The sequence below is a fragment of the Scytonema hofmannii PCC 7110 genome (assembly GCF_000346485.2).
GTDB classification, from domain to species: domain Bacteria; phylum Cyanobacteriota; class Cyanobacteriia; order Cyanobacteriales; family Nostocaceae; genus Scytonema; species Scytonema hofmannii.
This window is the reverse complement of the sequence record NZ_KQ976354.1, coordinates 8,573,290-8,595,333: the sequence shown is the minus strand read 5'-3', so window position 1 is coordinate 8,595,333 and position 22,044 is coordinate 8,573,290. Positions and strand designations below refer to the sequence as shown.

Sequence of the window (22,044 nt, the reverse complement as noted above, 5' to 3'; positions counted from 1 at the left end):
CACGATTCTCTCTTACGGTTGTAGTAAAAAGTATTGGAATTAGGGGGCGTAGAAACGCGTGGGTCTTTTTAGTAGATTTTCCTTATCGCGGGATATGGGTATCGACCTCGGTACTGCCAACACCCTCGTATATGTATCAGGTAAAGGGATTGTTCTTCAAGAACCTTCGGTAGTGGCGATCGATCAAAACGAGAAAATCGCCCTAGCGGTAGGAGAAGAGGCCAAAAAAATGCTCGGTCGGACACCAGGGAATGTTATTGCCTTACGTCCTTTACGGGACGGTGTAATTGCTGACTTTGACACGGCTGAGTTGATGTTGAAAAGTTTTATTCAGCGAGTCAACGAAGGTAAATCCTTAGTCTTACCCCGTATAGTCATAGGTATTCCTAGTGGAGTAACAGGCGTCGAAAGACGAGCTGTGATGGACGCAGCTACTCAAGCGGGCGCACGAGAAGTTTACCTAATTGATGAGCCTGTGGCTGCAGCCATTGGAGCTGGGCTGCCTGTAGCAGAACCAACAGGCAATATGATTATTGATATTGGTGGTGGAACAACAGAAGTCGCAGTGCTAAGTCTTCAAGGTACGGTAATTTCTGAATCAGTACGCATCGCTGGAGATGAACTGACAGAAGCAATCATGCAATATATGAAGAAAGTTCATAACTTAGTGATTGGGGAACGGACTGCAGAAGATATAAAAATTCGCATTGGCTCGGCGTATCCTACTCACGATGACGATGACTCCTTTATGGAAGTCAGAGGCTTACACCTGCTTTCTGGTTTACCGCGAACTGTGACCATCAAAGGTCCTGAAATTCGCGAAAGTATGTCTGAACCACTGTCAGTCATTATAGAAGCGGTGAAGCGAACCCTGGAACGGACACCTCCCGAACTAGCCGCAGATATCATCGACCGAGGGATTATGCTCGCTGGAGGAGGCGCTTTACTCAAAGGATTGGATACCCTAATAAGTCATGAGACGGGTATAGTTACGCACGTTGCTGCTGACCCATTAAGCTGTGTGGTTTTGGGAACAGGGCGAGTGTTAGAAAACTTCAAACAATTAGAACGTGTGTTTAGTGGACGTTCTCGGAATATGTAAAATCAGGGATTCTCAGATATGGAGTTCTATATTTATCATAAATATAGAATTCTTCTGTCTTATGTAAAGTTATGGCTAGAGAAGGTTACTATGTATACAGCACGTCGCTGGTGGGAGCGGAGAGGATTACAAATTGGTTTGTTAGGTATAGTTATCAGTGGTGCTTGGGGACTTAGACAAACCCAAGGTGCGCTCCTTATTGAAGTTTACGAGGGTCTTACCCGTCCGTTCCAGATGTTGCAAACAGCGCCCGTATCAGAGGAAGTTTCGGGAGACAATCCTCGGGTGTTAGAACTTCAAACCCGCATACAAGACCTAGAAAATCAAAATAAAAAATTAAAAGAGTTATTGAGCTATGTAGAAAAGCAGCCCTTATCAGCACGCCCAATTCCAGCTAGGGTTGTAGGGCGAGGTGCTGATAATTGGTGGCAACAAGTTACCCTCAATCGCGGTGCGATCGCGGGGATTAAAGAAGGTTATGTTGTTAAAGCTGATGGCGGGTTAGTAGGTTTAGTAGAGAGTGTAACTCCCAACACCAGTCGCGTGCTGCTCATTAGCGACCTTAAGAGCCAAGTTGGCGTCACCGTTACCCGCACTGGTGCTAAAGGTGTATTGCGGGGAGACGCCTCTGCGGATGCAGTGCTGGAGTTTTATGAAAAAGTTCCAAATGTAAAACCTGGAGATTTGGTTGCTACATCTACATACAGCCAAAAATTTCCATCAGGTTTAGCAGTGGGAAAGGTGAAGTCGCTAGATTTGAAAAAACTACCAGCATCAGTAGCAAAAGTGGAACTTTTCCCTCCAATACGTTCCTTAGATTGGGTAGCAGTCTACCCGAAGCCTGAAAACGTAGAATCGGAAAAACCCACTTCAGAAAATACACAGTTAGAAAAATCTAATTAAAGATGCAATTTATACATTTAAATGGTGGCAGACAGAAAAAACCAAAACCAACAAGGCGAAAATCCGGAATTAAAATTAGCCCTCTTTCTCGCTGGAATCCCTTCTTACGTCAAGTCGTTGATTGGGGGATTACAGTGGGGTCGGCATTTTTGTGCTTAATGATACTTCCTACACGGTTTCCCGGTATGGAATTGTTAGGTATTGGACCTAATTGGACTGTAATTTGGGTGGTTGCTTGGAGTGTCAAGCGTACAACCTTTGAAGGTACCTGTGCTGGGATAGTTTTGGGGTTACTCCAAGATGCGATGACTTCACCAGACCCAACTCACGCTTTGAGTTTGGGAATTGTGGGGGGACTTACGGGAATGCTCCAAAAACAACGCTTTATTCAAGAAGATTTTATTTCTATTGCCTTAATTGTATTTGGTATGGCAGTTCTTGCAGAAACAATTTTTGCGTCCCAATTAACTTTAATGGGTAACGCAATTGCGGCAGACATCTGGGCTTATTTCCAGAAAGTTGCCCTTGCTTCTGCTATTCTCAGTAGTCTATGGGCACCAGTTGTCTATTTTCCTTTGAATCGTTGGTGGCAACACTTCAAGCTGGCAGAACAGTCTTGAAAATGGTTAGTGGTTAGTAGGGGCGCAAGGCATTGCGCCATACAGAACGATCGCCATGCGTTTTTGTTGCTCATTGGTGATTAGTGGTTAGTGGTTGGTAGGGGCGCGGCGGCTTTGCGCCCCTACTTTTTTGTATTGATTGGCAACTATCAACAATCATTGCTCTAAGGTAACCTGTTGGAATGGAATTATTATAAAGTTATTGGGTATGAATAACTCCCCATTGCTTCCTCAACAGGACACTTTACATATTAATGAAACTCAAGTCGTGTCAGAACTTGGACAAAATTCACAAGTTGTGCTAGGCGTAGGAACTGATTTTGACCGGGCGATGATGCAGCGGTGTGTGGAATTAGCCCGCCTTGCCCTAGGACGGACTTCTCCAAACCCCATGGTAGGATCTGTCATAGTGAAAGATGGAAAAATTGTGGGGGAAGGATTTCATCCCCGTGCTGGCGAACCCCATGCAGAAGTTTTTGCTTTAAAAGCAGCTGGTACTGATGCTCGTGGCGCTACTATTTACGTAAGTCTCGAACCGTGCAATCACTACGGGCGTACTCCCCCATGTTCCGAAGCATTGGTTGCTGCTGGGGTGTCTAAAGTGGTGGTTGGTATGGTCGATCCCAACCCACTCGTAGCAGGTGGTGGTATTGCTCGCTTGCGTGCTGCGGGAATAGAAGTTTTGGTTGGAGTAGAAGAGGAAGCTTGTAAGAAGTTGAATGAGGGCTTTGCCCATCGCATTCTCTACAAACAACCTTTTGGTATTTTGAAATATGCCATGACTTTAGATGGTAAAATAGCTACTTCTAGCGGTCACAGTGCTTGGATCACAAATCAAGCTGCTCGCCATCAAGTTCATCAAGTTAGAGCAGCTTGCGATGCAGTGATCGTTGGTGGCAATACGGTTAGACACGACAACCCCCATCTCACTAGCCATCAACAAGGAGCACACAATCCTCTCCGTGTGGTGATGAGTCGCAGTCTTGAATTACCTGAAAAAGCTCATTTGTGGCAAACTTCAGAGGCTCCCACTTTAGTTTTAACGGAACAGGGTGCTAACCCCAGCTTTCAAGAACTGTTACGTAAGCTTGGGGTGGAAGTGGTAGAATTAACACCACTCACACCTACTCGGGCAATGGCTTACTTGTACGATCGAGGTTTTTGCAGCGTCCTTTGGGAGTGCGGTGGTGTCTTGGCTGCTAGTGCGATCGCTCAAGGAGCCGTGCAAAAAGTTCTTGCCTTTATTGCTCCTAAAATCATCGGTGGGAACAATGCTCCGACACCTGTGGGCGATCTTGGTTTTAGCACCATGACCGAAGCGTTGTCTTTAGAACGTGTAGAGATGCGAGTTGTCGGTTCTGATTGTGTAGTGGAGGGTTATTTACCTACGAGTCATTAGTCATTGGTCACTGGTCACTGGTCACCTAAGAATACTGACGTTCTTGAGCCATATCCCGAATCAGTGTTAAACGAGATTTGATATAGTCGCTCAAGAAATCGGTTTCATGACGGTCTAATAGAGCTTGGGTCTTGGTTTGCTTTACCAACCATTGCACCAAGCTGGCATCGTCGAGCTGTAAAAGCGTCTTGGCTTGGGCGGTTTCTACCACAGACCAAAGCTGACGCATAATCATAGGAGTCATTCGACCTCCATTTAAACATTAGCCTAGCTGTTTTCACAATACACAATTCCGGCGATGGCAACAGGAGTGAATGTACAACATGACACAAGTGTTATCAAAAATTTAATATATCGAGTTATAAGTTGATAATGGTTAATAATGTAGAATTTTCAAAAATATTTTAGCCAGTATCAGAGAAAAATATGATTTTTTGGAATGAAAAATATAATTTGTCGATTTTAAAGCAGATACCAAGGGTGCAAAAAGATATTATATGGTCGCAGTTGTTGTCGTTATTAATATGCTCGCATCTCTGACACTTTTCTACGTAGCTTGGCGGGTTTGGCTACTTAAACGGCGAATCGCAAATATTGCTGATATCTTAAGTGCTGCAGAACGCAGTACTCATGCTGTGTTACATAAAGCCCCAGCAGCGATTCACGTTGGTCAGAGAAATATCCATAACTTGCGCCAAGGAAACCAACCAAAACAAGTACAAATTCAACAGGTGCGACAAATTTTTAGCCTTCTGGCTTTTGGTCAGCAAATCTGGCGTCGTGATTTTTTTCAACTCAGAGCGATATCCATGAAAAAAAGAATTTAAAAATAAATTCTTTTCAGATTCTTTAATTTTCAGTAAAATTATCACCGTAGATAGTAACTAAAAACACACACAAAGAAGAAAAGCCACCTTTTGGCATCACAGAAAGTAAATATTGGGATTTCGCAAAGCGTGGAAACCCACATAGAATGTGTATAAGGAGAAGAAAAAGAAAATGTCTAACAACCGTTCGGGATTATTTATCGGTGGGTTAATGTTAGGATCTGCTATTGGCACCCTAACCGGATTACTCTTGGCTCCTCGCACAGGGCGCGAAACGCGTCAGATCTTAAAAAAATCTGCTAGTGCTCTACCAGAGTTGGCAGAAGATATCTCAACAAGTGTTCAGATACAGGCAGACCGCCTTTCTGCTAACGCACGCTCGAATTGGGATGAAACATTAGATCGATTGCGAGATGCGATCGCAGCTGGTATAGACGCCAGCCAGAGGGAAAGCCAAGTCTTAAAGCGGCAAAACACAGAACAAAACTCAGATCCTGTTACACAACATTTAGATAGCTAGTAAACGATACCAAAGTGATTGACCCCCTTTTTTGGCTAGGACTATCTATACTTCTAGTTGCCGCTAGCCTCACTGCGGTTATGGTAGCGGCGCTACCCGCATTGCTAGAAGTAGCACGGGCAGCTCGGAGTGCCGAAAAGTTATTTGACACCCTTTCAAGAGAGTTACCACCAACTCTAGAAGCCATTCGTCTGACTAGCTTAGAAATCACCGATCTAACTGACGATGTCAGTGAAGGAGTCAAAAGTGCTGGTCAAGTTGTCAAGCAAGTCGATCAAAGCCTAGATAGCGCCAAACAACAAGCGCAAAACGTTCAAGCTAGTACCCGCAGTATCATGGTCGGGATGAAAGCTGCTTGGAAAACTTTCACACGTCCAAAACCTTCAAGAAGAACAGTCGATCGTCTACCTCAATCTCAGAAAGCGCTACTATCACTGCGAGAACGAGAAGCTAGGAGAATCAGTGACCAGTGACCAAAGTGTAGGTTGGGTTGAGGAACGAAACCCAACAATACAGTAACCAGTGACCTTGGAAATTCAACATAAATGGTCATTTGGTCAAAAAAATACGCCAAATGACAAAGCAGGTAAAAGATAAATATATCAACACAGTTAACCAATCTTGCCAATTACCTAAAAGCACCATAACAGTCAAGCTATTAATTATCAATCATCATTGAATAATACCTGTTCAGCGATCGCTGTTTGCCGATCGCTGGTCACTTTATAGTTGGGTTTCGTTCCTCAACCCAACCTACACCTTAATTACTGTCTGTGTCGAATGTGCCACTCAGTATAGAAGAAGAGAATTCCTAGTAAAAGGTAACCAACTGCCCAAGCAACCCCCGTGCCAAAACCTAAATTTACTACAGTATCTGCTACAGTCCAACGATAACTGTGCATTAAGCCAAACCAAGAAAGCACAGCAGCTGCAATAGACCAATAAGCAGCTTTACGAAAATCTCGTTCAATTATATATACCGTGATACTAGCTAAAATCATGGCTGAAAAAATAAAACCCTGCTCTAGAGCAAAAGCACCATCAATATAAGTGTCACTTAACTTAAATAGTTGAATCAACGCTGGCGTTATAGGTTGTTCTGGAGTTCCCAAACCTGCTGCTCTCAGTGCATTTTTAGCGATAAGAGCACCCCAGCCAGCAATACCAGGTAACAAACCGACAACAACAGCAGGAGCATGGTGAGGTGGAGTGGCTGTAAAACCTTGAGCAACAATCACAATCCCGATCCACAATACAATTGCCATTCCAGCTTCAATTGGCACAAAATAAGAAACTATAGCAACAGTGCCGGTGAGACAGAGCAAACCCATAATAACGCCGTTAAGGACGGAGTACCCGACTCTTGCGCCCAACGCTTTCCAACCGGGATGACCGATATAAATGGTAGTTGGAAAACAGGAACCAAAAACAGCAGCAACTAGCGTACCAATACCATTGGCAGCGAGGCTTGGGGCAGCAGGATAACTATCTCCAGCAGCTTCAGCGCTTTCTAAATTCTGCAAGCTACCAACAAGATTAAAAAGCCCCATTGGTAAAATGATACTAAAATATTCTACCAACACTAATCGACTATTCCATAGTTGCCCAATCCATAACTGTGGAAAATAAACCCCAATGGGTTGTACTGCAGCACCAAATTTGGTGTTGTCCCAACTGACTAAACCTGTTCCCCATGCAAGACCAATTCCTAAAAGAACTGCGAGCAAACCACCAGGTATGACAAATCGAACTCTTCCAAAGTAAGTAATCAGGATGACGCCTAAGGGAACTAGACCTACGACAGGGCTGGCAAAAGTTCGGAAAAGAAATCCAATGGCAATAAAGGTAATGGCGATACCACCTAAAGTGGAAAGCATCGCTGCACGTGGAGTCAAGCGCCGAAGAAAATCGCCAATCCACGCGCCCGATAGTTCAATCAAACCAGACCCCAAGCAAGCAACAAGCCCTGCTTGCCAAGCTAGCTCAGCCGCTTGTTCTGAAGATGCACCTTGTGCGATCGCAGCCAACCGAACAGGTAACATCACTAAAAAAACATGAGCAAACAGGCTAACGGTGTTAATGCCATAAGGCAAAGCCGTTATGTCATCCCGTTGCTCGCGTTGACCCTTTTGGTAAGCTAACCAACTGTAATAGAAATTGCCAACGATTAAACTGAGAGCTATTCCAGGCAAGATACGTCCATACACCAAGGTAGTAGAAAAGCCAAGCACTCCTTGGCAAAGATTGACGATCAACAAAATTTGAATCAAGTTGTCGAGAGCTAATCCAAAAAAACCATCTATGTCTCTACGAACAAACCAGCGACTTGCTTTGGGTATTACAGTTTCCATTGTTAAATTCTCTGTAATGGTATTAGGGGTTGGGTCTTGGGGTTTGAGATAATAAGTATTATTTTCATTAGCTCGCGAAGATAAGAATTTTCTTGCAGTAGCGTTTGGATTCTAGAATATCAGGATTTTCTTCTGTCGCCTCTGTTGGAAGGCGGCGATCGCTCCTGTGTATTTCTAATCGCCAACTCCCAAGTTCTCCAAAAAGTTGAATTTGATTTAGAGTGTTAGATTAGATTAAAGTTAAAAAGTGTAAAGAAGTATCACTTTTCCCGTACTCTTTTAAAACAACGTGTTCACTTCTACTGGATATAACTGTATAAAAAAGCTTATGCAGCATAGTGTTTGGCGACAGTTTTTGGCATTTGCGGCAGTATTGTTTTTAGCCGGATCGATTTGGATAACACAATCTCCCAACGCATACGCTTATGACAATCCCGAGTTACTACCGGATACCCCAACCCCAGTTGTAGACTTAGCGAAATCTCTCAACAGCATTCAAGAAGAGAAGCTTGTCAAAGATTTTGACAAATTTGAGGCTGACACCGGCTGGAAACTGCGAGTGTTAACACAATACGATCGCACCCCAGGTCGTGCAGTCATCAACTTTTGGGGCTTAGATGATAAAAGTGTTTTACTTGTTGCTGACTCCCGTGGCGGAAACATTTTAAGTTTTAGTGTCGGAGACGCAGTTTATGAATTACTCCCACGTACTTTTTGGATAGAATTGCAAACCCGCTTTGGGAACTTGTACTTTGTGCGAGAACAAGGCGAAGACCAAGCTATTCTTCAGGCTATGGAAACAGTGAAAACCTGTTTACTGCAGGGAGGTTGCGGAGTTGTTCCGGGATTACCGCGAGAGCAGTGGATTCTCACGTTAATTACTTCTATTATTGGGGGGATTATCTGTGGATTTGCGGCTCAACCTCGAGGTAAAGGAGAGGTAATTGCTTGGCAGTGGGCTTTAATTTTCTCGCCTTTGTGGGGTATTTTATTTCTTGCCTTTGGTCTTGGACCGGTTGTCACCAGAACAAGCGATTGGTTACCAGTCACTCGCAACGTAGCAGGATTTTTCATTGGTGCTCTAGTTGCTTACTTGTCACCTGTTTTCAGTCGCTCTTCTCCAAGTGCTGAGTCTTAACTGTGGGGTAATGATAATCTTGTGGGACGGGCGTCTCGCCCGTTCTTTAATTTGTCTTTTGATGAAGAGTACGGGCAAGGATGCCCGTACCACAAGATTTGTATTCCAATCGAGATGACATTGATATAGGGATAAAAGCTGCTAAGCTTTTAGCTGGAAGCTGACTGCTGATAGCTATGGAATGGCATACAACCGACGCTCAAAGTTTGGCAATCATCGATTCAGAAATGGGTGAGCATATATTTTCGCCCGCAGAGTATGAACTTGTTCGAAGAGTAGTTTATGCTACAGCAGACTTTGAGTATAAATCTTTAATTCGCTTTTCTGAACGTGCTTTGCAGGCTGCAGCTGCCGCACTAGCAGCACGCACCACTATTGTGGTAGATGTCCAAATGGTGCAGGTAGGTATTCTTCAAGACATTCAAAATACCTTTGCCAATCCGGTATATTGCAGTATGGACTCCTACACTCACCCTCAAAAAGAAAAAACTCGCGTTGCATCGGGAATGGAGACCCTAGCCAAGCGATACCCAGAGGGAATATTTGTAGTAGGTCAATCTCAAACTGCCCTCATAACACTTGTTGATTTAATTGAATCTGAGGAAATCAGACCTGCTTTAATAATCGCCACACCAGCCGGATTTTTAGATGTAGATGCTGCAAAGGAACGTTTGCGAGAATCTTTAGTTCCTAACATTACAATTGACAGCCGTAAGGGAAATGCTGTCGTAGCCGCCGCTATTGTTGATGGTCTCGTAGACTTGGCTTGGCAAGCTTATGGAAAATTATGAATTATGAAAATAATATTTATCATTCATCATTCCGGCGGTGGCGACGCGGTCTTTCTGAATATTTATCGCCAAAGCGGCGACTCACTTCAGTAAAAAAATCTCGTCGTATTAGGGGATAATCACTCACCCATACATCACGGCTGGGAATGTAAATATCGGAAATTTCTTCAATTCTGCTTAAATCTGGGCTGTTTGATGCTACCAGCATTTCTACCATCTGATTTCGAGCTATAACTTTGTAAGAAACTCGTAATGGTGCTTTGTATTCAGCAGTGAATCCCGTTTCATCGCCGACTTCTATGTTAATTCGTTTTTCTCGGTTTTCTACAATCACCAAATCACCTTTGTTGTCTACAGTTTCTTGTTTACCAAGTACCTCTTCTGTAATCCAGAAATCTAGAACTCGTCCCTGGAAAAACCCACCATACTTATAACGGCGACATTTTGCATTTCGCATGCTTGCCCAAAATACAGGTCCCCAGAGCCAATAGAGAGCACCAATCAGCCCTATAAGAAATAGTATGGGAGTTGTTAAATCGCTAACTCCAAAAATAACTCTTATCAGTAAAACAGCCGCCGCCGCTACTACAGAAATGAGTAGCCGTTGTAAAAAGTCGGGAAATTTTCCCCAGTAATACTTGTACTGCAGACCTGTGGCAACCAGAGGAACAAGTTGTTCAAATTTCTGGCGGGTTAATGGGACTATCATGGGTAATTCTGGATTTGAGATTTATAGTATTTTTTCTAATCCATATACTAACGACTTTAACTGCAAGACTTTGCGAATTGCTAGTAGTACTCCCGGCATATAGCAAGCGCGATCGCTCGTATCATGTCTGAGGGTGTATATTTGACCTGCTGCGCCAAAAATCACTTCTTGGTGAGCTATCAACCCCGGTAACCTGATGCTGTGAATTCTGATACCTTCTCCTGCTTGACTTCCCCTGGCTCCTGGTAATTTCTCGGACTCTTCCACAAGAGGTGGGTTAAATACTTTACCCATTTCAGCTAGCATTTGAGCCGTTTGAATTGCTGTACCGCTAGGCGCATCAGCTTTTTGGTTGTGATGCAGTTCTATAATTTCAACGTGGTCAAAATATTGGGATGCCACGACTGCAGCTTGTTGTAGCAGCACCATCCCAATGGAAAAGTTGGGAATAATCAGACAGCCCGTACTGGCCTTATCAGCAAATTCTGCTAACTCGCTAATTTGTTGTTGAGTTAACCCGGTGGTTCCAACTACAGGACGAACACCATAAGCGATCGCACTGCGAATATTATCATAAACTGATTTGGGATGAGTAAAATCTACCATCACTCCTGGCTGTCTTTCCTGGGCTGCAAATGCCAGCATTGGTTCGATTTGATTGGTGATGGGAATTTCCAGCGGTTCTGTTAAACCTGCGAGTTCGCCTGCGTCTTTATCTTGAAGTTCTGGGCTAGTATCAATAGCACCTACAAGATTCATATCAGGTGCTTGTGCTACTGCTTTAACTACCTCACGACCCATTTTGCCACCAGCGCCAACAACAACAACTGGGATAGGAGCTTGATTTGACATAGTTTTGAGTATGCTTATTATATCAGCCAATGAGTAGCTATTTTATCAGCTTGCCTGTTAAGCTAAAGACAAACTTAGATTTTGAGTTCTCCCTCGGTTTAAAACACGAGGGATTCTACATGGTTGTTACTCTGTGAGCTAAAGCTGCACTTCGCAACTTATTGCGAAATGAATTCTTTAGATCTCGGAACAAATCATACCGATGTGGCAGACTCAAAACTGCCCTACCCACCTTGACTAGGACAAGTCCTAGCTGTGTGGCTACTTTCTTCATTATGTTCGCTGCTGCATTACAATCAGCCTGAATAATTTTTCCGTTTTTGGTTTTGTAAGTTCCTCGCGTAATGCGATTTCCAGACGGTTTATATCCTTCGGGTTTCTCACCATATTTCGGTAATAAATCGCCATCCAAAAACGATGCACAGCTCGTATATGCTTCTTCGGTAATTGTCAAAACAATCCCATATTCACAGACAAGTTGTTTAAGACGTTCAATTAACCTACCCGTGGGAATTGGGACAAAGTTCTGGTTGCCGCGTTTGCCCATATCGGAACCATTTTTCTGTCCTTCGTTCCAACCAATAATTATATTTCCAACGCCGTCAGCAAGGCATCGATTAATAATAAATCTTGCTGCTTTATTAATGGCATCCCGCATTTGGTTGTTGCGTTTGCGTTGAATCCTGTCAAGATTAGAATCCCAATAAAAATCAGACTTCCCTTGTTTGTATTTGGCAACAATCCGACAATAATCTTGGTTCATTGAACGTAACTTTCTCCCATCAATGATTAAGCTTTGTCCCAGTGTTGAAACACCAGTTAGCCAGTTATTACCACCGTGGTCAAAGCTCCAAGCTTGCGTATAATCAAGATGGGGATTAATTTCAACAATCTGTTTACCATCCTCAATCACCCAATCAATCCACAACTGACCGTAACAAGGACGCACTGTCACTTCTTTAACCCAATCCGAATCAATAAATTCAGGCAAGGGTAAAGCAATTTCAGTCAACAAATGTGGTTTAGTTTCTCTACTGATTGATGGATAAAAACAACCATCTTTGTAAGTCAGCCCTACGTGTCGCGTTTCATCCCCTGCTTAAAAGACAGGGGTTCTCACGCTTCCGCTATGCTCGGATAGAATTTCAGTCAAAAGCAAAGTTCGGTAAAAACACAGAGGCATTGAAGCTTTGCATTTCAGGTGTATCTTCTTCTGTTTTCTTGTTGGGTGAATTTATGCTGTAGACGAGGGGAACTGCCTCTGTTAGAATGATGCCTACCAAGATTGCTACTATCTATAATCGGTTGGACAACTTTGCACAAAAATTACTGAAACGACTATATTAATGTGAAAAGATTAATGCCAGACCGTATACAGCCACATACATTTTTCAGTAAATGAACAAGAAATTTGCCCTTACATTACTTTCCAGTCCCGTACTGTTTTCATCTATTCTGTCATTGGTCATGATGACCCAGCCAGCTAGAGCAAGTGAAACAGTGAATCCTACGGGAACCCAAAATTCCTGTATAAAAAATCCTCATTCACCAACTCCTCAGTTGGTATGTATAAAGGTTAACAAAGTTGATCGGGTTCCATCGACTCGCTCTTCCGTGGAATTTGCAGCACCTCAAGGTGAACAAAACCAAAATAACCCGTCTGCTGAGTATAACTTCACAGAAGAAGAAAGCGATACAGCCGTTGCTATGTTTGGCTGTGATTGTCCAGCATGTCTCAATGCTGTCCGCCAAATGAGAGGTTTGCCTCCTGCTGTGTAAGTGAGCGATTGGGTATAATTAGCTCCCTTGAGGATAATTAGATCCCCGACTTCTTAGAGAAGTCGGGGATCTTGCAGTCTATCAAAACCAATGTTGCGGGCGACTAGAGCCTACCAAGATTGTGCAATCCTAAGATAATACCAGCACCTAAGATATGACCAAAGGCAGTTGTTGCTAACAGACCTGGTACACCAAAACCACCAAAGAAATTGGATGAAGGTAGTTGGGGATCTGCATTGGGGTACTTAATGCTGGATTTACCAAAGGCGATCGCAGCGATGTTGCTGATAATCATGATTAACCCAACAGTGGGACTCCATACCAAAGGTGTTGTAGCAAAAGTGGCTAGTAAAGTAGATGTCAACACTTGGCTTTCTCCTTACTTAATTATTGATGAATGATTGATACTCCCATGTGAATTAATTATCAAGGAAATCTATCTAAAGTTTGATTTAGCACAATTTTTTTACATTTATTGTCATTGCTTAATGTGAACTTAGGTTGGTCACTGGTCACTGGTCACTGGTCACTGGTCACTGGTCACTGGTCACTGGTCACTGGTCACTGGTCACTGGTTAGTGGCGTCTCAGATAATCTAAACTCGATGTAATATCGCTCGTTATGTCTTATCTTGTGTTATGTCCTCGACTCTCGATTCCTTACCGCCCAATCTTGCTAAAATCGTGCAGCGCTTTCAAAGGTCTTCTGACCAAAAGCGACGTTACGAACAGCTCATTTGGTATGGTCAGAAACTGAGTGAACTTCCAGAATCTGATAAGATAGCGGAAAACAAAGTCCCTGGATGCGTTTCTCAAGTGTATGTCACAGCTAAACTAGAAGACGGGAAAGTTGTATTCCAAGGTGATTCAGATTCTCAATTAACCAAAGGGTTAGTAGGGCTTTTAATTGAAGGTTTACATGGTCTGACTCCCAATGAAATTGTGCAACTGACTCCAGATTTTATTCAAGAAACGGGTTTAAATGTTAGCCTGACACCTTCTCGTGCTAACGGATTTTACAATATTTTTAAAACAATGCAAAAAAAAGCATTGGTAGTGTCAGCTAATGGCTAATAGCTAATGGCTAATACTAAAAAACAATTAGCTATTAGCTATTAGCTATTAACAATTAACAAAGGTAAAATTATGTCAACTAATGTATTATCCGCGTCTATTAATAGTGAGTTTGGTGGAGTTGTTCAAGAATTTACCTGGCCGTGGGAAAACCAACAAATTTGTGTTGTCTATGAAAGTTTGGGTACTGGTTCTCCACTCCTACTACTTCCAGCTTTTAGCACTGTTTCCATGCGATCGGAAATGGGCGAAATCGGCAAGCTGCTATCTCCCTACTTTCAAGTGACTGTTGTAGATTGGCCTGGTTTTGGTCAATCTTCACGGCTTCCAGTTGATTACCAACCCGCTTTATATCAGCAATTTTTATACGATTTTGTTACCTCTGTATTTAATCAGCCAATCACTATTATTGCCGCCGGTCACAGTACCGCTTATGTTCTCCAAGTTGCCAACAAAATACCAACTGCATTTTCACGGATTGTCTTGGTTGCTCCAACTTGGCGCGGTCCCTTACCTACCATGGGTGTCAATAGCCAGGTCGCTGGAATTTTCAGAGGAATGGTACGTTCTCCTATTTTGGGACAACTTCTTTATAAGCTCAATACTGTTCCATCTTTCCTCAGTTTGATGTATCGTCGTCATGTTTATGTTGATGAAGCAAAACTTACACCAAGCTTCATTCAGTACAAATGGAACAATACTCAACAACCAGGAGCAAGATTTGCACCTGCTGCATTTGTGACTGGTAATCTCGACGCAGTCAATAATCAAGATGATTTTTTGGCGCTGGCTAAGAATTTATCTGTTCCTTTGATGGTTGTTATTGGAGAATCCAGCCCATCTAAATCCCGTGCTGAAATGGATGCTTTGGCTGGGTTACCGGGAGTGCAATCAACTGTTTTGCCCGGTTCTCTGGGAATGCATGAGGAATATCCATCTGCTATTGTGGAAGCAATTGGAGATTTTTTGCGTAACGTTTAACTATGAAAAAGCCCTCACCCCCAACCCCCTCTCCCCATGGGAGAGGGGGCTAATTGTACTATTAATCGCTTCGCGATCGCCCACAACTGAAGAAATGAAAATTTCTTACCCCTACTCCCCACTCCCTACTCCCTACTCCCTAGCAAGAAGCAAAGGAAAATTGTGAGAATTCGGTGAATGCATTGCCTGAATTCCTAAGTTAGCGCGATTGATTAAATCTGCACTCGTAGGAATAACATGACCAACTCTATCCAAAACTGATTGATTAAAATTGAATCCATTCAAGTTAAACGCCATCGTACTCACACCTAGTGCTGCAAACCAAATTCCAATAGTTGGTAGCAGAGTCAAGTAAATGTGGATATCACGCTTACTATTCAGAGCCAAGCTACGAAAAGTTAAACGTCCAAAGAAAGCAGCATGACTGGCAAATAGGTTGTAAGTTTCTGTTTCTTGACCAAACTTGTATCCAGCATTGGCAGATTCAGCTTCGCTTGTCTCTCGTATCAAACTTGATGTCACAAGAGAACCATGTAACGCACTTAGCAAAGAACCACCAAAGACACCAGCAACACCCAACATATGAAAAGGATGCATCAGGATATTGTGTTCAGCTTGGAAAGCAAGCATAAAGTGGAAAGTACCAGTAATTCCTAACGGCATTCCCTCTGAAAAACTACCTTGACCAATGGGATAGATGAGAAAAATGGCAGTTGCAGCCGCAGCAGGAGCAGAAAAAGCAACAGGAACCCAAGAACGCATTCCTAGTCGATAACTGAGCTCCCACATCCGCCCTAGATAGCACCAAACAACAATCAGAAAATGTAACACAATTAACTGGTAAGAACCACCGTTATAAAGCCATTCATCAATATTCCCGGCTTCCCAAAGCGGATAGAAATGCAGTCCAACCGCAGCAGAGGTAGGTATCACAGCTGCTGTGATGATGTTGTTACCACCTAAGATTGAGCCTGCAATTGGTTCCCGAATTCCATCCATATCTACAGGAGGTGCGACAGTAAAGGCAAGGATGAAACAAATAGCAGCTGCCAAGAGGGTAGGAATCATCAGTACCCCAAACCAGCCGATATAAATTCGATTATCTACGCTGGTAATCCAGTTACAAAAGTACTCCCAGCGCTTGAATATCGCTAGTTCACGAGTCTGTTGCATTATTTCGTTCATATGCAAGATCGAGATTGTTAAATTTTTTCACAAGCAGGTTTTCATATTTATCTCATTTTCTTCTCATATTTATTTCATGATTTTACAAAACTTCATAATTTTTTAGCAAAGCGTTACCCGTAAACCCTAAAAAATCAAGCTTTTTGGATATAAAACCCAAGTGTGATGTATGGAGAGAGCTTCTCATTTTTAATCGCCCTATGGTAAGGCCATCATGAGTGGTTAGTGGTTAGATTGTGATACAAGTATCAAGTTATTGTGAGTGTAGTCATAGAATCTTCATCTAGATGCTGGTAATCTTTACAAGACGACACACAAATGATTCATTGCGTGATTTCTTTTTTTGGGCGAATTGCATCTACCGCCCTTTTATTTAGAGAATTCTACTTTAGAGAGCTATTTAACCAACGGAAAAACATTGAATTGAAGCTAAATCTTTGGCAATCTGCTTCCATGTCAATCCAGCATCGTTTGAGAGGAAAATCTGACCATCTCTCGTCCCAAACGCAGCGATATTCCCTGAAGTGGCAAGGGTTCCTGTGTTGATATTGTCTGAAAACCACTCTGGTAGACCTCGATCGCATTTCTCAAACGTTCCTGGCACTTTGAGTGGACGGCGGTAGATAGCTGCTTTGTTAGTACGGGGACCTGTAGAAGAAGTCATCAAGATAGTCTCTTTGCACACCCCTATGGCTCGTGAATAAGCAGCATGGAGATTTGTGCGATCAAAGCTCCAAGAATTTCCTCTATCTTGACTCATCGCTAATCCCTCAGCCGTAGCTGCTAGTACGAGATCGGGATGATCTGGAACGGTTTGTACTTCGTGAACATCTGCATGAAAGTCAATGGTAGGTTGCCAAGACTGTCCCTGGTCGTTGGAGCGTAAAATACCTCCGACATGCACGTTTACATAGAGTTCACCGGATTGACTCACTGCCATCGATCGCACATCGGGAGGCCCACCCCACGGCGTATACCACTCTTCCCGTCCTTCAACCGTAAGGAAGCAACTGATGCGATGCATATTTCCATCTGCAATGCGGATGAGATCAGTTACATTTGTTATGATACCTTACTTGTACTTGCCTTACCGTATCTGGCAGTTGTATCAGGGCTTAATGCTTCTAAATCCTGTGAGTGAGTTGACGTGGATTCGGAATCTGCTATTCATAGAGATTGTCCTATGGACTGTAAACTACGCTCTCGATCTGTCGCAACTACCAAGGCTTTTTCGCTGGGAAGTACGAGATGATAATTCTCATGCTTAGTTTTTCTCAAACAGGAAAAGAATATGAGACTCAATCTTGTTCTATTTTGGGTAACGTTATCATTTGTGGTTGTAGGAGCGATCGCCTTGCTTCTTCAACCCTTAATTGATTTTCACTGAAAACCGACTGACAACGGTTTTTAGTAAGGTGGGTAAGGTACTATACAATATCTCGAATATCTACAGTACCCACCCTACAAGTAGCATCCTACAAACTCGTCGAACCTTCAACCAAATAGGTTAAAACCCGATACAGCAAAAGCCCCAGCTAGAGCTGAAGCCGTTAGAGAGACAATAGCCGTGTTAAATAACCACCAAGCAGCACCAGCAACAACTTTTTTGGTTTCAACTGCTTGCTTTTTAGCTTGCTCTTTGATAGCATTTAAGCGTTTTTGAGTTTCCTGTTGGATGCGTTCAGCTCGGTATAGTACGCTATCCCGTGCGGCTTCAATGCGGTTGACGATCTGATTGGCTTGCTCTTCTGAAATATCTTCACGAGAACCGATCAGAGCAACTAAAGTGTCACGATCGAATTGGGAAAGGCGATCGCGCAAAGCCTCAAAACCTGCTTGTGGTGAGTCGAACAATTTGGCAAAGTCTTGCTGGATACCCTCATAGTTAAGTTCGGGACGATTCAGCGAATTAAGATAGTTGCGAACTTTGCCAAAAATGCCATCAATAACTGATTGTACCCTTTTCTGAACTTGCTGATATTGTTCAACAATCGAGTTACGAACAGATTCTATTTGATCGACGATTCTGTTAGCTTCTTCAGAGGAGATATCCTCACGTTGGGACAGTAAAGCCACAAGTGTAGAGCGATCGAATTTAGAAACGCGCTCTCCTAAAGAAGATACTCCCGCACGAGGAGAAGACAGCAACAACTGCAAATCGCGTTTGATAGCTTCTGGATTCAGTTCTTCTTTATTGGTGTTACGCAAATAATTTTCTAAATTTGCTTCAAACTCAGCAATCCTTTGTGTTGCACGATTTGTGAAGCGTCTCGGCGCTTTAACGATGTTATTAATGGCTTGTTGCACTGAGTCAATAGTGCGATTAACTTGCTCTTCACTCAAGTTCCCTCGTTGCGTCAATAGCTTAACTAAAGTTTCTCGATCCAGGTATGAGAGGCGCTCTCGTAAAGCATCTACACCCTCTTTAGGATCGTTTAGTAAGGCGAGCAAATCTTGTTGAATACCTTCTGGATTCAGTTCCTCCAAGTTGGTACTGCGGAGGTATTCAGCAATCGCAGTTGTTGTTTTCTCATATTGCTGTCTTGCTGTCTCGGCTACTTTTTGTGGTGCTTGTAAAACGCTATCCCGTACAGCAAGCAAAGAGTCAATAGTTTGGTTAACCTGTTCTTCGCTCAAATCTTGGCGCTGACTCAGTAACTTCACTAAAGTATCGCGGTCAAATTGTGATAATCTTGCTCTTAAAGCAGAAATACCAGCTTCTGGATCTTCCAGCAACGTTTTAAAATCGCGCTTGATGCCTTCGGAGTTGAGTTCTTCTTTATTAGTATTCCGCAAGTAGTCTTCTACCCTTTGTCGCAGTTCCTCGGCTCTAGCCCTAGCTTGTTCTTGCAGTTCGTTGGCGCGATTTAAAATACGATCGCGAGTCTGTTCAAATTGACTAATAATATTATTAGCCTCTTCTTCGTTGATGTCAGCGCGTGTAGCCAAAAGCCCCACTACGGTATCGCGATCGATGTGTGAAAATCGCCCTCTCAAATCCTCAAAACTCGCTTGTGGATCTTCTAGTAGTTTTGTCAAGTTTTGCTCAATACCTTCTGGGTTGAGTTCCGTTTTGTTGGTTGATCGCAGGTAGTCTTCTAGACGGGTGCGGAGATTTTGCGATTTTTCTCGTGCTTCCGCCTGCTTGACAGTTTCTAATACTTCGCTTCTAATGCTTTGAAGTAATTCAGAAATTTCCTTAATCCGTGCTTCGCTAAGATCGCCTCGTTGTTGCAATAAATTGGTTAGATACTCTTCGTTGAGTTCTTCCAATTGTCGTCTTACACTTGAGGGATTTGCATTGCGATCGTAGATAACTTCTTGGAATTCATCTTTAATGGTGATGCGGTTGAAATGCCAGGGAAAGGAATTCAGTATGTATTCTTCTACATCTGCCTGAATAGTATTATTTGGTAGTGCAGGCAATCTCTGAGCTATAACATCACCAGCCTGGTCTTTAATTTGTTGCAACTGTTGTGTTATTTTCTCCACATCTACATCCTGAACTTTTTCTTTTAGCTGTTGGGTAACTTGTTCTACATCCAGTTGCGATAAGTCTACTCGTTTTAACACTGCAGGCAAAGTCACACCTAAGCCAATTTCTAGAGCTTGCTTTACTATCCCATTGCTTTGCTTGCCATTTCCACCACCGACTGTCGCCAGTTCCCGAACTCTTTCACCCAATCGGTCAGAGCGCAAGTCTTCCGGAGTCGCTTGTTGGATTAAACGGATGACTTGCTCGGTGGGATTTTGCCGCTCGATAACTTGGTTCCAAGCATTTTGCAATTGGTCGGCAATGCGATTAATATCTTCTTTGGAAAAGTCTGTGCGACTGCTAATTAAATCGACAAATGTTTGGCGATTAATATTTTTTAGGAGGTCACTATCAGCTATCGATGGCAAATCTGCGTCTTTAAGTACCTTGTCAAATTGAGAGCGAATTTCTTTAACATCTAGCTTGGGTAATTGTACAGAAGTTAAAGAGCTTTGCAACGTATTTCTGATAGTATCAGGGTCAAGCCCTGATGTGAGTTCGCGACGGACAACAGCAGTAATTTCCTCAGCAGTAGAAACCATCTGATTTTTTGCAGCATTCGCACCCAAAGCAGCTGCTGTACCCATCAGTCCTTGTAAACCAGATGTTGCAGTGCTAACAACAAACCCGATCGAGGAGCCTACTGCTTTTGAACCAAGCCACATAATGAGCGAGAAGTAAGCAGACCAAATGACTACACCAACGATCGCTCCTAAAAATGCACTTTCAATTAAGCTAAGTTTCACTGCTAAAAAACAGGCGCTAAATAATGCGATCGCTGCAGTCACAAGCGCCCAAAGACCAACAGCTGTTTCAACTTTGCGAATCGTACCACCTGAACTTCCTGACTCATCATCAGTATATGAATCAGTTCCCAAAGACGAAATTCCCACCGCTACTGAAAAATTAGTCAACAATAGTTGGAAAGCAAATGCCATGAATACACCTGCAAGCAATGCTACCAAAAATTTAGGACCAGAAAAAACAACTGATGCCTCTTCTGGGGTTAACACTTGGTCAACCACCGGAATTTGTGCTAACCCTTGTAAATAGCACAATTTAAATGCAATGAATGCACTTTGAAACATAAATATTTTCCTCAACTAAGTTTAATTAGATAATGCTGTACTCAGTTCTTGCATACCTGAAGTACATTCGTCTTTGATGAAAACTGCAACCCGTGTAGTTCCAGTCTCAATGTGTTTGCCGTTCGTCTCCATAAAATAAAAATTTTCCTCTTCATCTGTAAGCTAAAAAATCTGTCTTTGTAATTTATCTCTCTGAAGATTGACTTTAGTTATTTTTGTGCTTGCTCGAAAGTATGAATCAAATTTATAGCTATCCGAAATCATTCGCGATGGAGTTAGAACCCCGACTTCTTTGAGAAGTCGGGGTTCTGAACAACATTAATTTTTACAAATCAAATAGGATGGCTATAGTTAAATTTTTATAAAGAATATTATCTTATGTTAAATTGTGATGTAACTTTACGATTGGTCTCATTTTGCCGTTATCTCGGCAGTGTATTCTGAGGCTTAATTAAGTAAAGATTAGGGGGTTTGAACATGGCACAAAAAATTCTTTACGGAATAGTTAGTGAAGATGGTACAAAGCAGGGTGGGGAAGGATTTGAAGTGAAATCATCTGAACCAGGATCTTATGTAATTACTTTTTCACAACCTTTCCTTACTCCTCCATCTGTAGTAGCTACTTTAAAGGATTGGGGTGCTGACAACCAAATCATTGTCAAGGATATCGATCCAAACAAATTTGAAGTGGCTATTTGGGATTTAGGAATTAAACAACAATCAGTCGCAGGTTCTCCAGAATTGGCAGTTACGAAAGAAAAGTCGGCTTTTAATTTCATTGCCATCGGTGAGGGGAATTAAAATGAAAACTAACGAACTGAACTTAGTAGATCCTTAACAGGAGTTAGTCAAACATTTTGTAGCCCTCTCTAAACGGGATTTGGGGAGGGTTATCTATTAGAAATTTGAGTACTCATAAACTGTATCAAAGCTAATGCAACAAATGCCGATTTAAGTATTGTTTAATACTATTATTTCAATTTTTTTTTAAAAGAAGGCGATTTCTGAGAAAGATTTTACCTCTGTAGGGGTGGAAGCCGCCGTGATACTACGGTTAGGTTATGATCTCTCGGTAATTAATTTCCTGAGAATTACCGAAAAAGTTGATGGTGCGATCGCTGTTCTCAGCATAGTAGTGGGATGGGCAAGATGCCCAAGTTTTCCAGAAAATTTTCAGTAGTGATTTAGAAT

Annotated in this window: 24 protein-coding genes and 1 pseudogene; 15 read left to right on the top strand and 10 right to left on the bottom strand. The window is 42.6% G+C overall.

Features of this window, described 5'->3' with window-relative positions; genetic code table 11:
* Positions 1 to 94: 94 nt before the first annotated feature.
* The 4 genes from WA1_RS36415 to ribD all read left to right on the top strand — a co-directional run bounded on the left by WA1_RS36415 (position 95) and on the right by ribD (position 4,024).
* Positions 95 to 1,102: a rod shape-determining protein gene (locus WA1_RS36415; protein WP_017746676.1), complete on the top strand. Its 1,008-nt coding sequence runs from the start codon at positions 95 to 97 to the stop codon at positions 1,100 to 1,102.
* A 90-nt stretch (positions 1,103 to 1,192) separates the two neighbouring features.
* Complete coding sequence (mreC, locus tag WA1_RS36410; protein WP_017746675.1) at positions 1,193 to 2,005, top strand: rod shape-determining protein MreC; 813 nt, start codon at positions 1,193 to 1,195, stop codon at positions 2,003 to 2,005.
* Positions 2,006 to 2,007: 2 nt separating this feature from the next.
* A complete protein-coding gene (gene mreD, locus WA1_RS36405; protein WP_017746674.1) occupies positions 2,008 to 2,625 on the top strand; it encodes a rod shape-determining protein MreD in 618 nt (205 codons plus the stop codon).
* 331 nt (positions 2,626 to 2,956) lie between these two features.
* Positions 2,957 to 4,024, top strand: coding sequence for a bifunctional diaminohydroxyphosphoribosylaminopyrimidine deaminase/5-amino-6-(5-phosphoribosylamino)uracil reductase RibD (gene ribD / locus WA1_RS36400; protein WP_419183628.1), 1,068 nt, complete (start codon positions 2,957 to 2,959; stop codon positions 4,022 to 4,024).
* A gap of 25 nt (positions 4,025 to 4,049) precedes the next feature.
* Here the strand turns inward: ribD and WA1_RS36395 are convergent, their stop codons facing one another.
* The gene (locus tag WA1_RS36395) at positions 4,050 to 4,268 is read right to left on the bottom strand and encodes a hypothetical protein (protein WP_017746672.1); all 219 of its coding nucleotides are present in this window, start codon (positions 4,266 to 4,268) and stop codon (positions 4,050 to 4,052) included.
* A 253-nt stretch (positions 4,269 to 4,521) separates the two neighbouring features.
* Here WA1_RS36395 and WA1_RS36390 point away from each other — a divergent pair, with 253 nt between their 5' ends.
* The 3 genes from WA1_RS36390 to WA1_RS36380 all read left to right on the top strand — a co-directional run bounded on the left by WA1_RS36390 (position 4,522) and on the right by WA1_RS36380 (position 5,844).
* Positions 4,522 to 4,851 (top strand): hypothetical protein, encoded by a 330-nt coding sequence (locus tag WA1_RS36390; protein ID WP_017746671.1) that lies wholly within the window; start codon positions 4,522 to 4,524, stop codon positions 4,849 to 4,851.
* Positions 4,852 to 5,023: 172 nt separating this feature from the next.
* Positions 5,024 to 5,371, top strand: a complete 348-nt coding sequence (locus WA1_RS36385; RefSeq protein ID WP_017746670.1) for a YtxH domain-containing protein — start codon at positions 5,024 to 5,026, stop codon at positions 5,369 to 5,371.
* Positions 5,372 to 5,385: 14 nt separating this feature from the next.
* The gene (locus WA1_RS36380; protein ID WP_017746669.1) at positions 5,386 to 5,844 is read left to right on the top strand and encodes a hypothetical protein; all 459 of its coding nucleotides are present in this window, start codon (positions 5,386 to 5,388) and stop codon (positions 5,842 to 5,844) included.
* Between the two features lie 291 nt (positions 5,845 to 6,135).
* Here the strand turns inward: WA1_RS36380 and WA1_RS36375 are convergent, their stop codons facing one another.
* A complete protein-coding gene (locus WA1_RS36375) occupies positions 6,136 to 7,722 on the bottom strand; it encodes a hypothetical protein (protein WP_017746668.1) in 1,587 nt (528 codons plus the stop codon).
* A 328-nt stretch (positions 7,723 to 8,050) separates the two neighbouring features.
* Between WA1_RS36375 and WA1_RS36370 the strand changes: the two genes are divergently transcribed.
* A complete protein-coding gene (locus WA1_RS36370; RefSeq protein ID WP_017746667.1) occupies positions 8,051 to 8,860 on the top strand; it encodes a TPM domain-containing protein in 810 nt (269 codons plus the stop codon).
* A gap of 176 nt (positions 8,861 to 9,036) precedes the next feature.
* On the top strand, positions 9,037 to 9,651 hold the full coding sequence (locus tag WA1_RS36365) for a precorrin-8X methylmutase (protein ID WP_017746666.1): 615 nt from the start codon (positions 9,037 to 9,039) through the stop codon (positions 9,649 to 9,651).
* A gap of 19 nt (positions 9,652 to 9,670) precedes the next feature.
* Here the strand turns inward: WA1_RS36365 and WA1_RS36360 are convergent, their stop codons facing one another.
* The 4 genes and pseudogenes from WA1_RS36360 to WA1_RS60640 all read right to left on the bottom strand — a co-directional run bounded on the left by WA1_RS36360 (position 9,671) and on the right by WA1_RS60640 (position 12,495).
* The gene (locus WA1_RS36360; RefSeq protein ID WP_017746665.1) at positions 9,671 to 10,360 is read right to left on the bottom strand and encodes a hypothetical protein; all 690 of its coding nucleotides are present in this window, start codon (positions 10,358 to 10,360) and stop codon (positions 9,671 to 9,673) included.
* A 21-nt stretch (positions 10,361 to 10,381) separates the two neighbouring features.
* Positions 10,382 to 11,212 (bottom strand): 4-hydroxy-tetrahydrodipicolinate reductase, encoded by an 831-nt coding sequence (gene dapB / locus WA1_RS36355; protein WP_017746664.1) that lies wholly within the window; start codon positions 11,210 to 11,212, stop codon positions 10,382 to 10,384.
* 115 nt (positions 11,213 to 11,327) lie between these two features.
* A pseudogene (locus tag WA1_RS36350) lies at positions 11,328 to 12,284 on the bottom strand (IS200/IS605 family accessory protein TnpB-related protein); the annotation flags it as partial.
* Between the two features lie 73 nt (positions 12,285 to 12,357).
* Entirely contained in the window at positions 12,358 to 12,495 is a 138-nt protein-coding gene (locus WA1_RS60640) for a hypothetical protein (RefSeq protein ID WP_017746662.1), read from the bottom strand.
* A gap of 115 nt (positions 12,496 to 12,610) precedes the next feature.
* Between WA1_RS60640 and WA1_RS36345 the strand changes: the two genes are divergently transcribed.
* Positions 12,611 to 12,991, top strand: a complete 381-nt coding sequence (locus WA1_RS36345) for a hypothetical protein (protein ID WP_033336151.1) — start codon at positions 12,611 to 12,613, stop codon at positions 12,989 to 12,991.
* Positions 12,992 to 13,094: 103 nt separating this feature from the next.
* Here WA1_RS36345 and psaK read toward each other — a convergent pair whose 3' ends face one another.
* Complete coding sequence (gene psaK, locus WA1_RS36340) at positions 13,095 to 13,358, bottom strand: photosystem I reaction center subunit PsaK (RefSeq protein ID WP_017746660.1); 264 nt, start codon at positions 13,356 to 13,358, stop codon at positions 13,095 to 13,097.
* Between the two features lie 271 nt (positions 13,359 to 13,629).
* Here psaK and WA1_RS36335 point away from each other — a divergent pair, with 271 nt between their 5' ends.
* Positions 13,630 to 14,064 (top strand): SufE family protein, encoded by a 435-nt coding sequence (locus WA1_RS36335; protein ID WP_017746659.1) that lies wholly within the window; start codon positions 13,630 to 13,632, stop codon positions 14,062 to 14,064.
* A 72-nt stretch (positions 14,065 to 14,136) separates the two neighbouring features.
* Positions 14,137 to 15,045, top strand: a complete 909-nt coding sequence (locus WA1_RS36330; RefSeq protein WP_017746658.1) for an alpha/beta fold hydrolase — start codon at positions 14,137 to 14,139, stop codon at positions 15,043 to 15,045.
* 132 nt (positions 15,046 to 15,177) lie between these two features.
* Here WA1_RS36330 and psbA read toward each other — a convergent pair whose 3' ends face one another.
* Together psbA and WA1_RS36320 are read right to left on the bottom strand one after the other, a co-directional pair.
* Positions 15,178 to 16,230, bottom strand: a complete 1,053-nt coding sequence (psbA, locus tag WA1_RS36325; protein WP_026135020.1) for a photosystem II q(b) protein — start codon at positions 16,228 to 16,230, stop codon at positions 15,178 to 15,180.
* 400 nt (positions 16,231 to 16,630) lie between these two features.
* Complete coding sequence (locus WA1_RS36320; RefSeq protein WP_017746656.1) at positions 16,631 to 17,254, bottom strand: WD40/YVTN/BNR-like repeat-containing protein; 624 nt, start codon at positions 17,252 to 17,254, stop codon at positions 16,631 to 16,633.
* A gap of 40 nt (positions 17,255 to 17,294) precedes the next feature.
* Here WA1_RS36320 and WA1_RS55895 point away from each other — a divergent pair, with 40 nt between their 5' ends.
* Positions 17,295 to 17,498 (top strand): hypothetical protein, encoded by a 204-nt coding sequence (locus WA1_RS55895; protein WP_158516737.1) that lies wholly within the window; start codon positions 17,295 to 17,297, stop codon positions 17,496 to 17,498.
* Between the two features lie 226 nt (positions 17,499 to 17,724).
* Here WA1_RS55895 and WA1_RS36315 read toward each other — a convergent pair whose 3' ends face one another.
* Positions 17,725 to 20,853, bottom strand: a complete 3,129-nt coding sequence (locus WA1_RS36315) for a hypothetical protein (RefSeq protein ID WP_017746655.1) — start codon at positions 20,851 to 20,853, stop codon at positions 17,725 to 17,727.
* A gap of 477 nt (positions 20,854 to 21,330) precedes the next feature.
* Between WA1_RS36315 and WA1_RS36310 the strand changes: the two genes are divergently transcribed.
* Positions 21,331 to 21,654 (top strand): H-type lectin domain-containing protein, encoded by a 324-nt coding sequence (locus WA1_RS36310; protein WP_017746654.1) that lies wholly within the window; start codon positions 21,331 to 21,333, stop codon positions 21,652 to 21,654.
* Between the two features lie 241 nt (positions 21,655 to 21,895).
* Positions 21,896 to 22,033 (top strand): hypothetical protein, encoded by a 138-nt coding sequence (locus WA1_RS57525; protein WP_158516736.1) that lies wholly within the window; start codon positions 21,896 to 21,898, stop codon positions 22,031 to 22,033.
* Positions 22,034 to 22,044 lie beyond the last annotated feature (11 nt).

Excerpts from the sequence above, each read along its gene's own strand:
- WA1_RS36415 (WP_017746676.1), top strand. The coding sequence starts at position 95 with ATGGGTATCGACCTCGGTACTGCCAACACCCTCGTATATGTATCAGGT.
- WA1_RS36360 (WP_017746665.1), bottom strand. The coding sequence starts at position 10,360 with ATGATAGTCCCATTAACCCGCCAGAAATTTGAACAACTTGTTCCTCTG.
- WA1_RS36385 (WP_017746670.1), top strand. The coding sequence starts at position 5,024 with ATGTCTAACAACCGTTCGGGATTATTTATCGGTGGGTTAATGTTAGGA.
- WA1_RS36375 (WP_017746668.1), bottom strand. The coding sequence starts at position 7,722 with ATGGAAACTGTAATACCCAAAGCAAGTCGCTGGTTTGTTCGTAGAGAC.
- WA1_RS36330 (WP_017746658.1), top strand. The coding sequence starts at position 14,137 with ATGTCAACTAATGTATTATCCGCGTCTATTAATAGTGAGTTTGGTGGA.
- WA1_RS36335 (WP_017746659.1), top strand. The coding sequence starts at position 13,630 with ATGTCCTCGACTCTCGATTCCTTACCGCCCAATCTTGCTAAAATCGTG.
- WA1_RS36370 (WP_017746667.1), top strand. The coding sequence starts at position 8,051 with ATGCAGCATAGTGTTTGGCGACAGTTTTTGGCATTTGCGGCAGTATTG.
- WA1_RS36310 (WP_017746654.1), top strand. The coding sequence starts at position 21,331 with ATGGCACAAAAAATTCTTTACGGAATAGTTAGTGAAGATGGTACAAAG.
- WA1_RS36345 (WP_033336151.1), top strand. The coding sequence starts at position 12,611 with ATGAACAAGAAATTTGCCCTTACATTACTTTCCAGTCCCGTACTGTTT.
- WA1_RS36315 (WP_017746655.1), bottom strand. The coding sequence starts at position 20,853 with ATGTTTCAAAGTGCATTCATTGCATTTAAATTGTGCTATTTACAAGGG.
- WA1_RS36390 (WP_017746671.1), top strand. The coding sequence starts at position 4,522 with ATGGTCGCAGTTGTTGTCGTTATTAATATGCTCGCATCTCTGACACTT.
- WA1_RS55895 (WP_158516737.1), top strand. The coding sequence starts at position 17,295 with ATGATACCTTACTTGTACTTGCCTTACCGTATCTGGCAGTTGTATCAG.
- mreD (WP_017746674.1), top strand. The coding sequence starts at position 2,008 with ATGCAATTTATACATTTAAATGGTGGCAGACAGAAAAAACCAAAACCA.
- dapB (WP_017746664.1), bottom strand. The coding sequence starts at position 11,212 with ATGTCAAATCAAGCTCCTATCCCAGTTGTTGTTGTTGGCGCTGGTGGC.
- mreC (WP_017746675.1), top strand. The coding sequence starts at position 1,193 with ATGTATACAGCACGTCGCTGGTGGGAGCGGAGAGGATTACAAATTGGT.
- psbA (WP_026135020.1), bottom strand. The coding sequence starts at position 16,230 with ATGAACGAAATAATGCAACAGACTCGTGAACTAGCGATATTCAAGCGC.
- WA1_RS36395 (WP_017746672.1), bottom strand. The coding sequence starts at position 4,268 with ATGACTCCTATGATTATGCGTCAGCTTTGGTCTGTGGTAGAAACCGCC.
- WA1_RS36320 (WP_017746656.1), bottom strand. The coding sequence starts at position 17,254 with ATGCATCGCATCAGTTGCTTCCTTACGGTTGAAGGACGGGAAGAGTGG.
- WA1_RS36365 (WP_017746666.1), top strand. The coding sequence starts at position 9,037 with ATGGAATGGCATACAACCGACGCTCAAAGTTTGGCAATCATCGATTCA.
- ribD (WP_419183628.1), top strand. The coding sequence starts at position 2,957 with ATGATGCAGCGGTGTGTGGAATTAGCCCGCCTTGCCCTAGGACGGACT.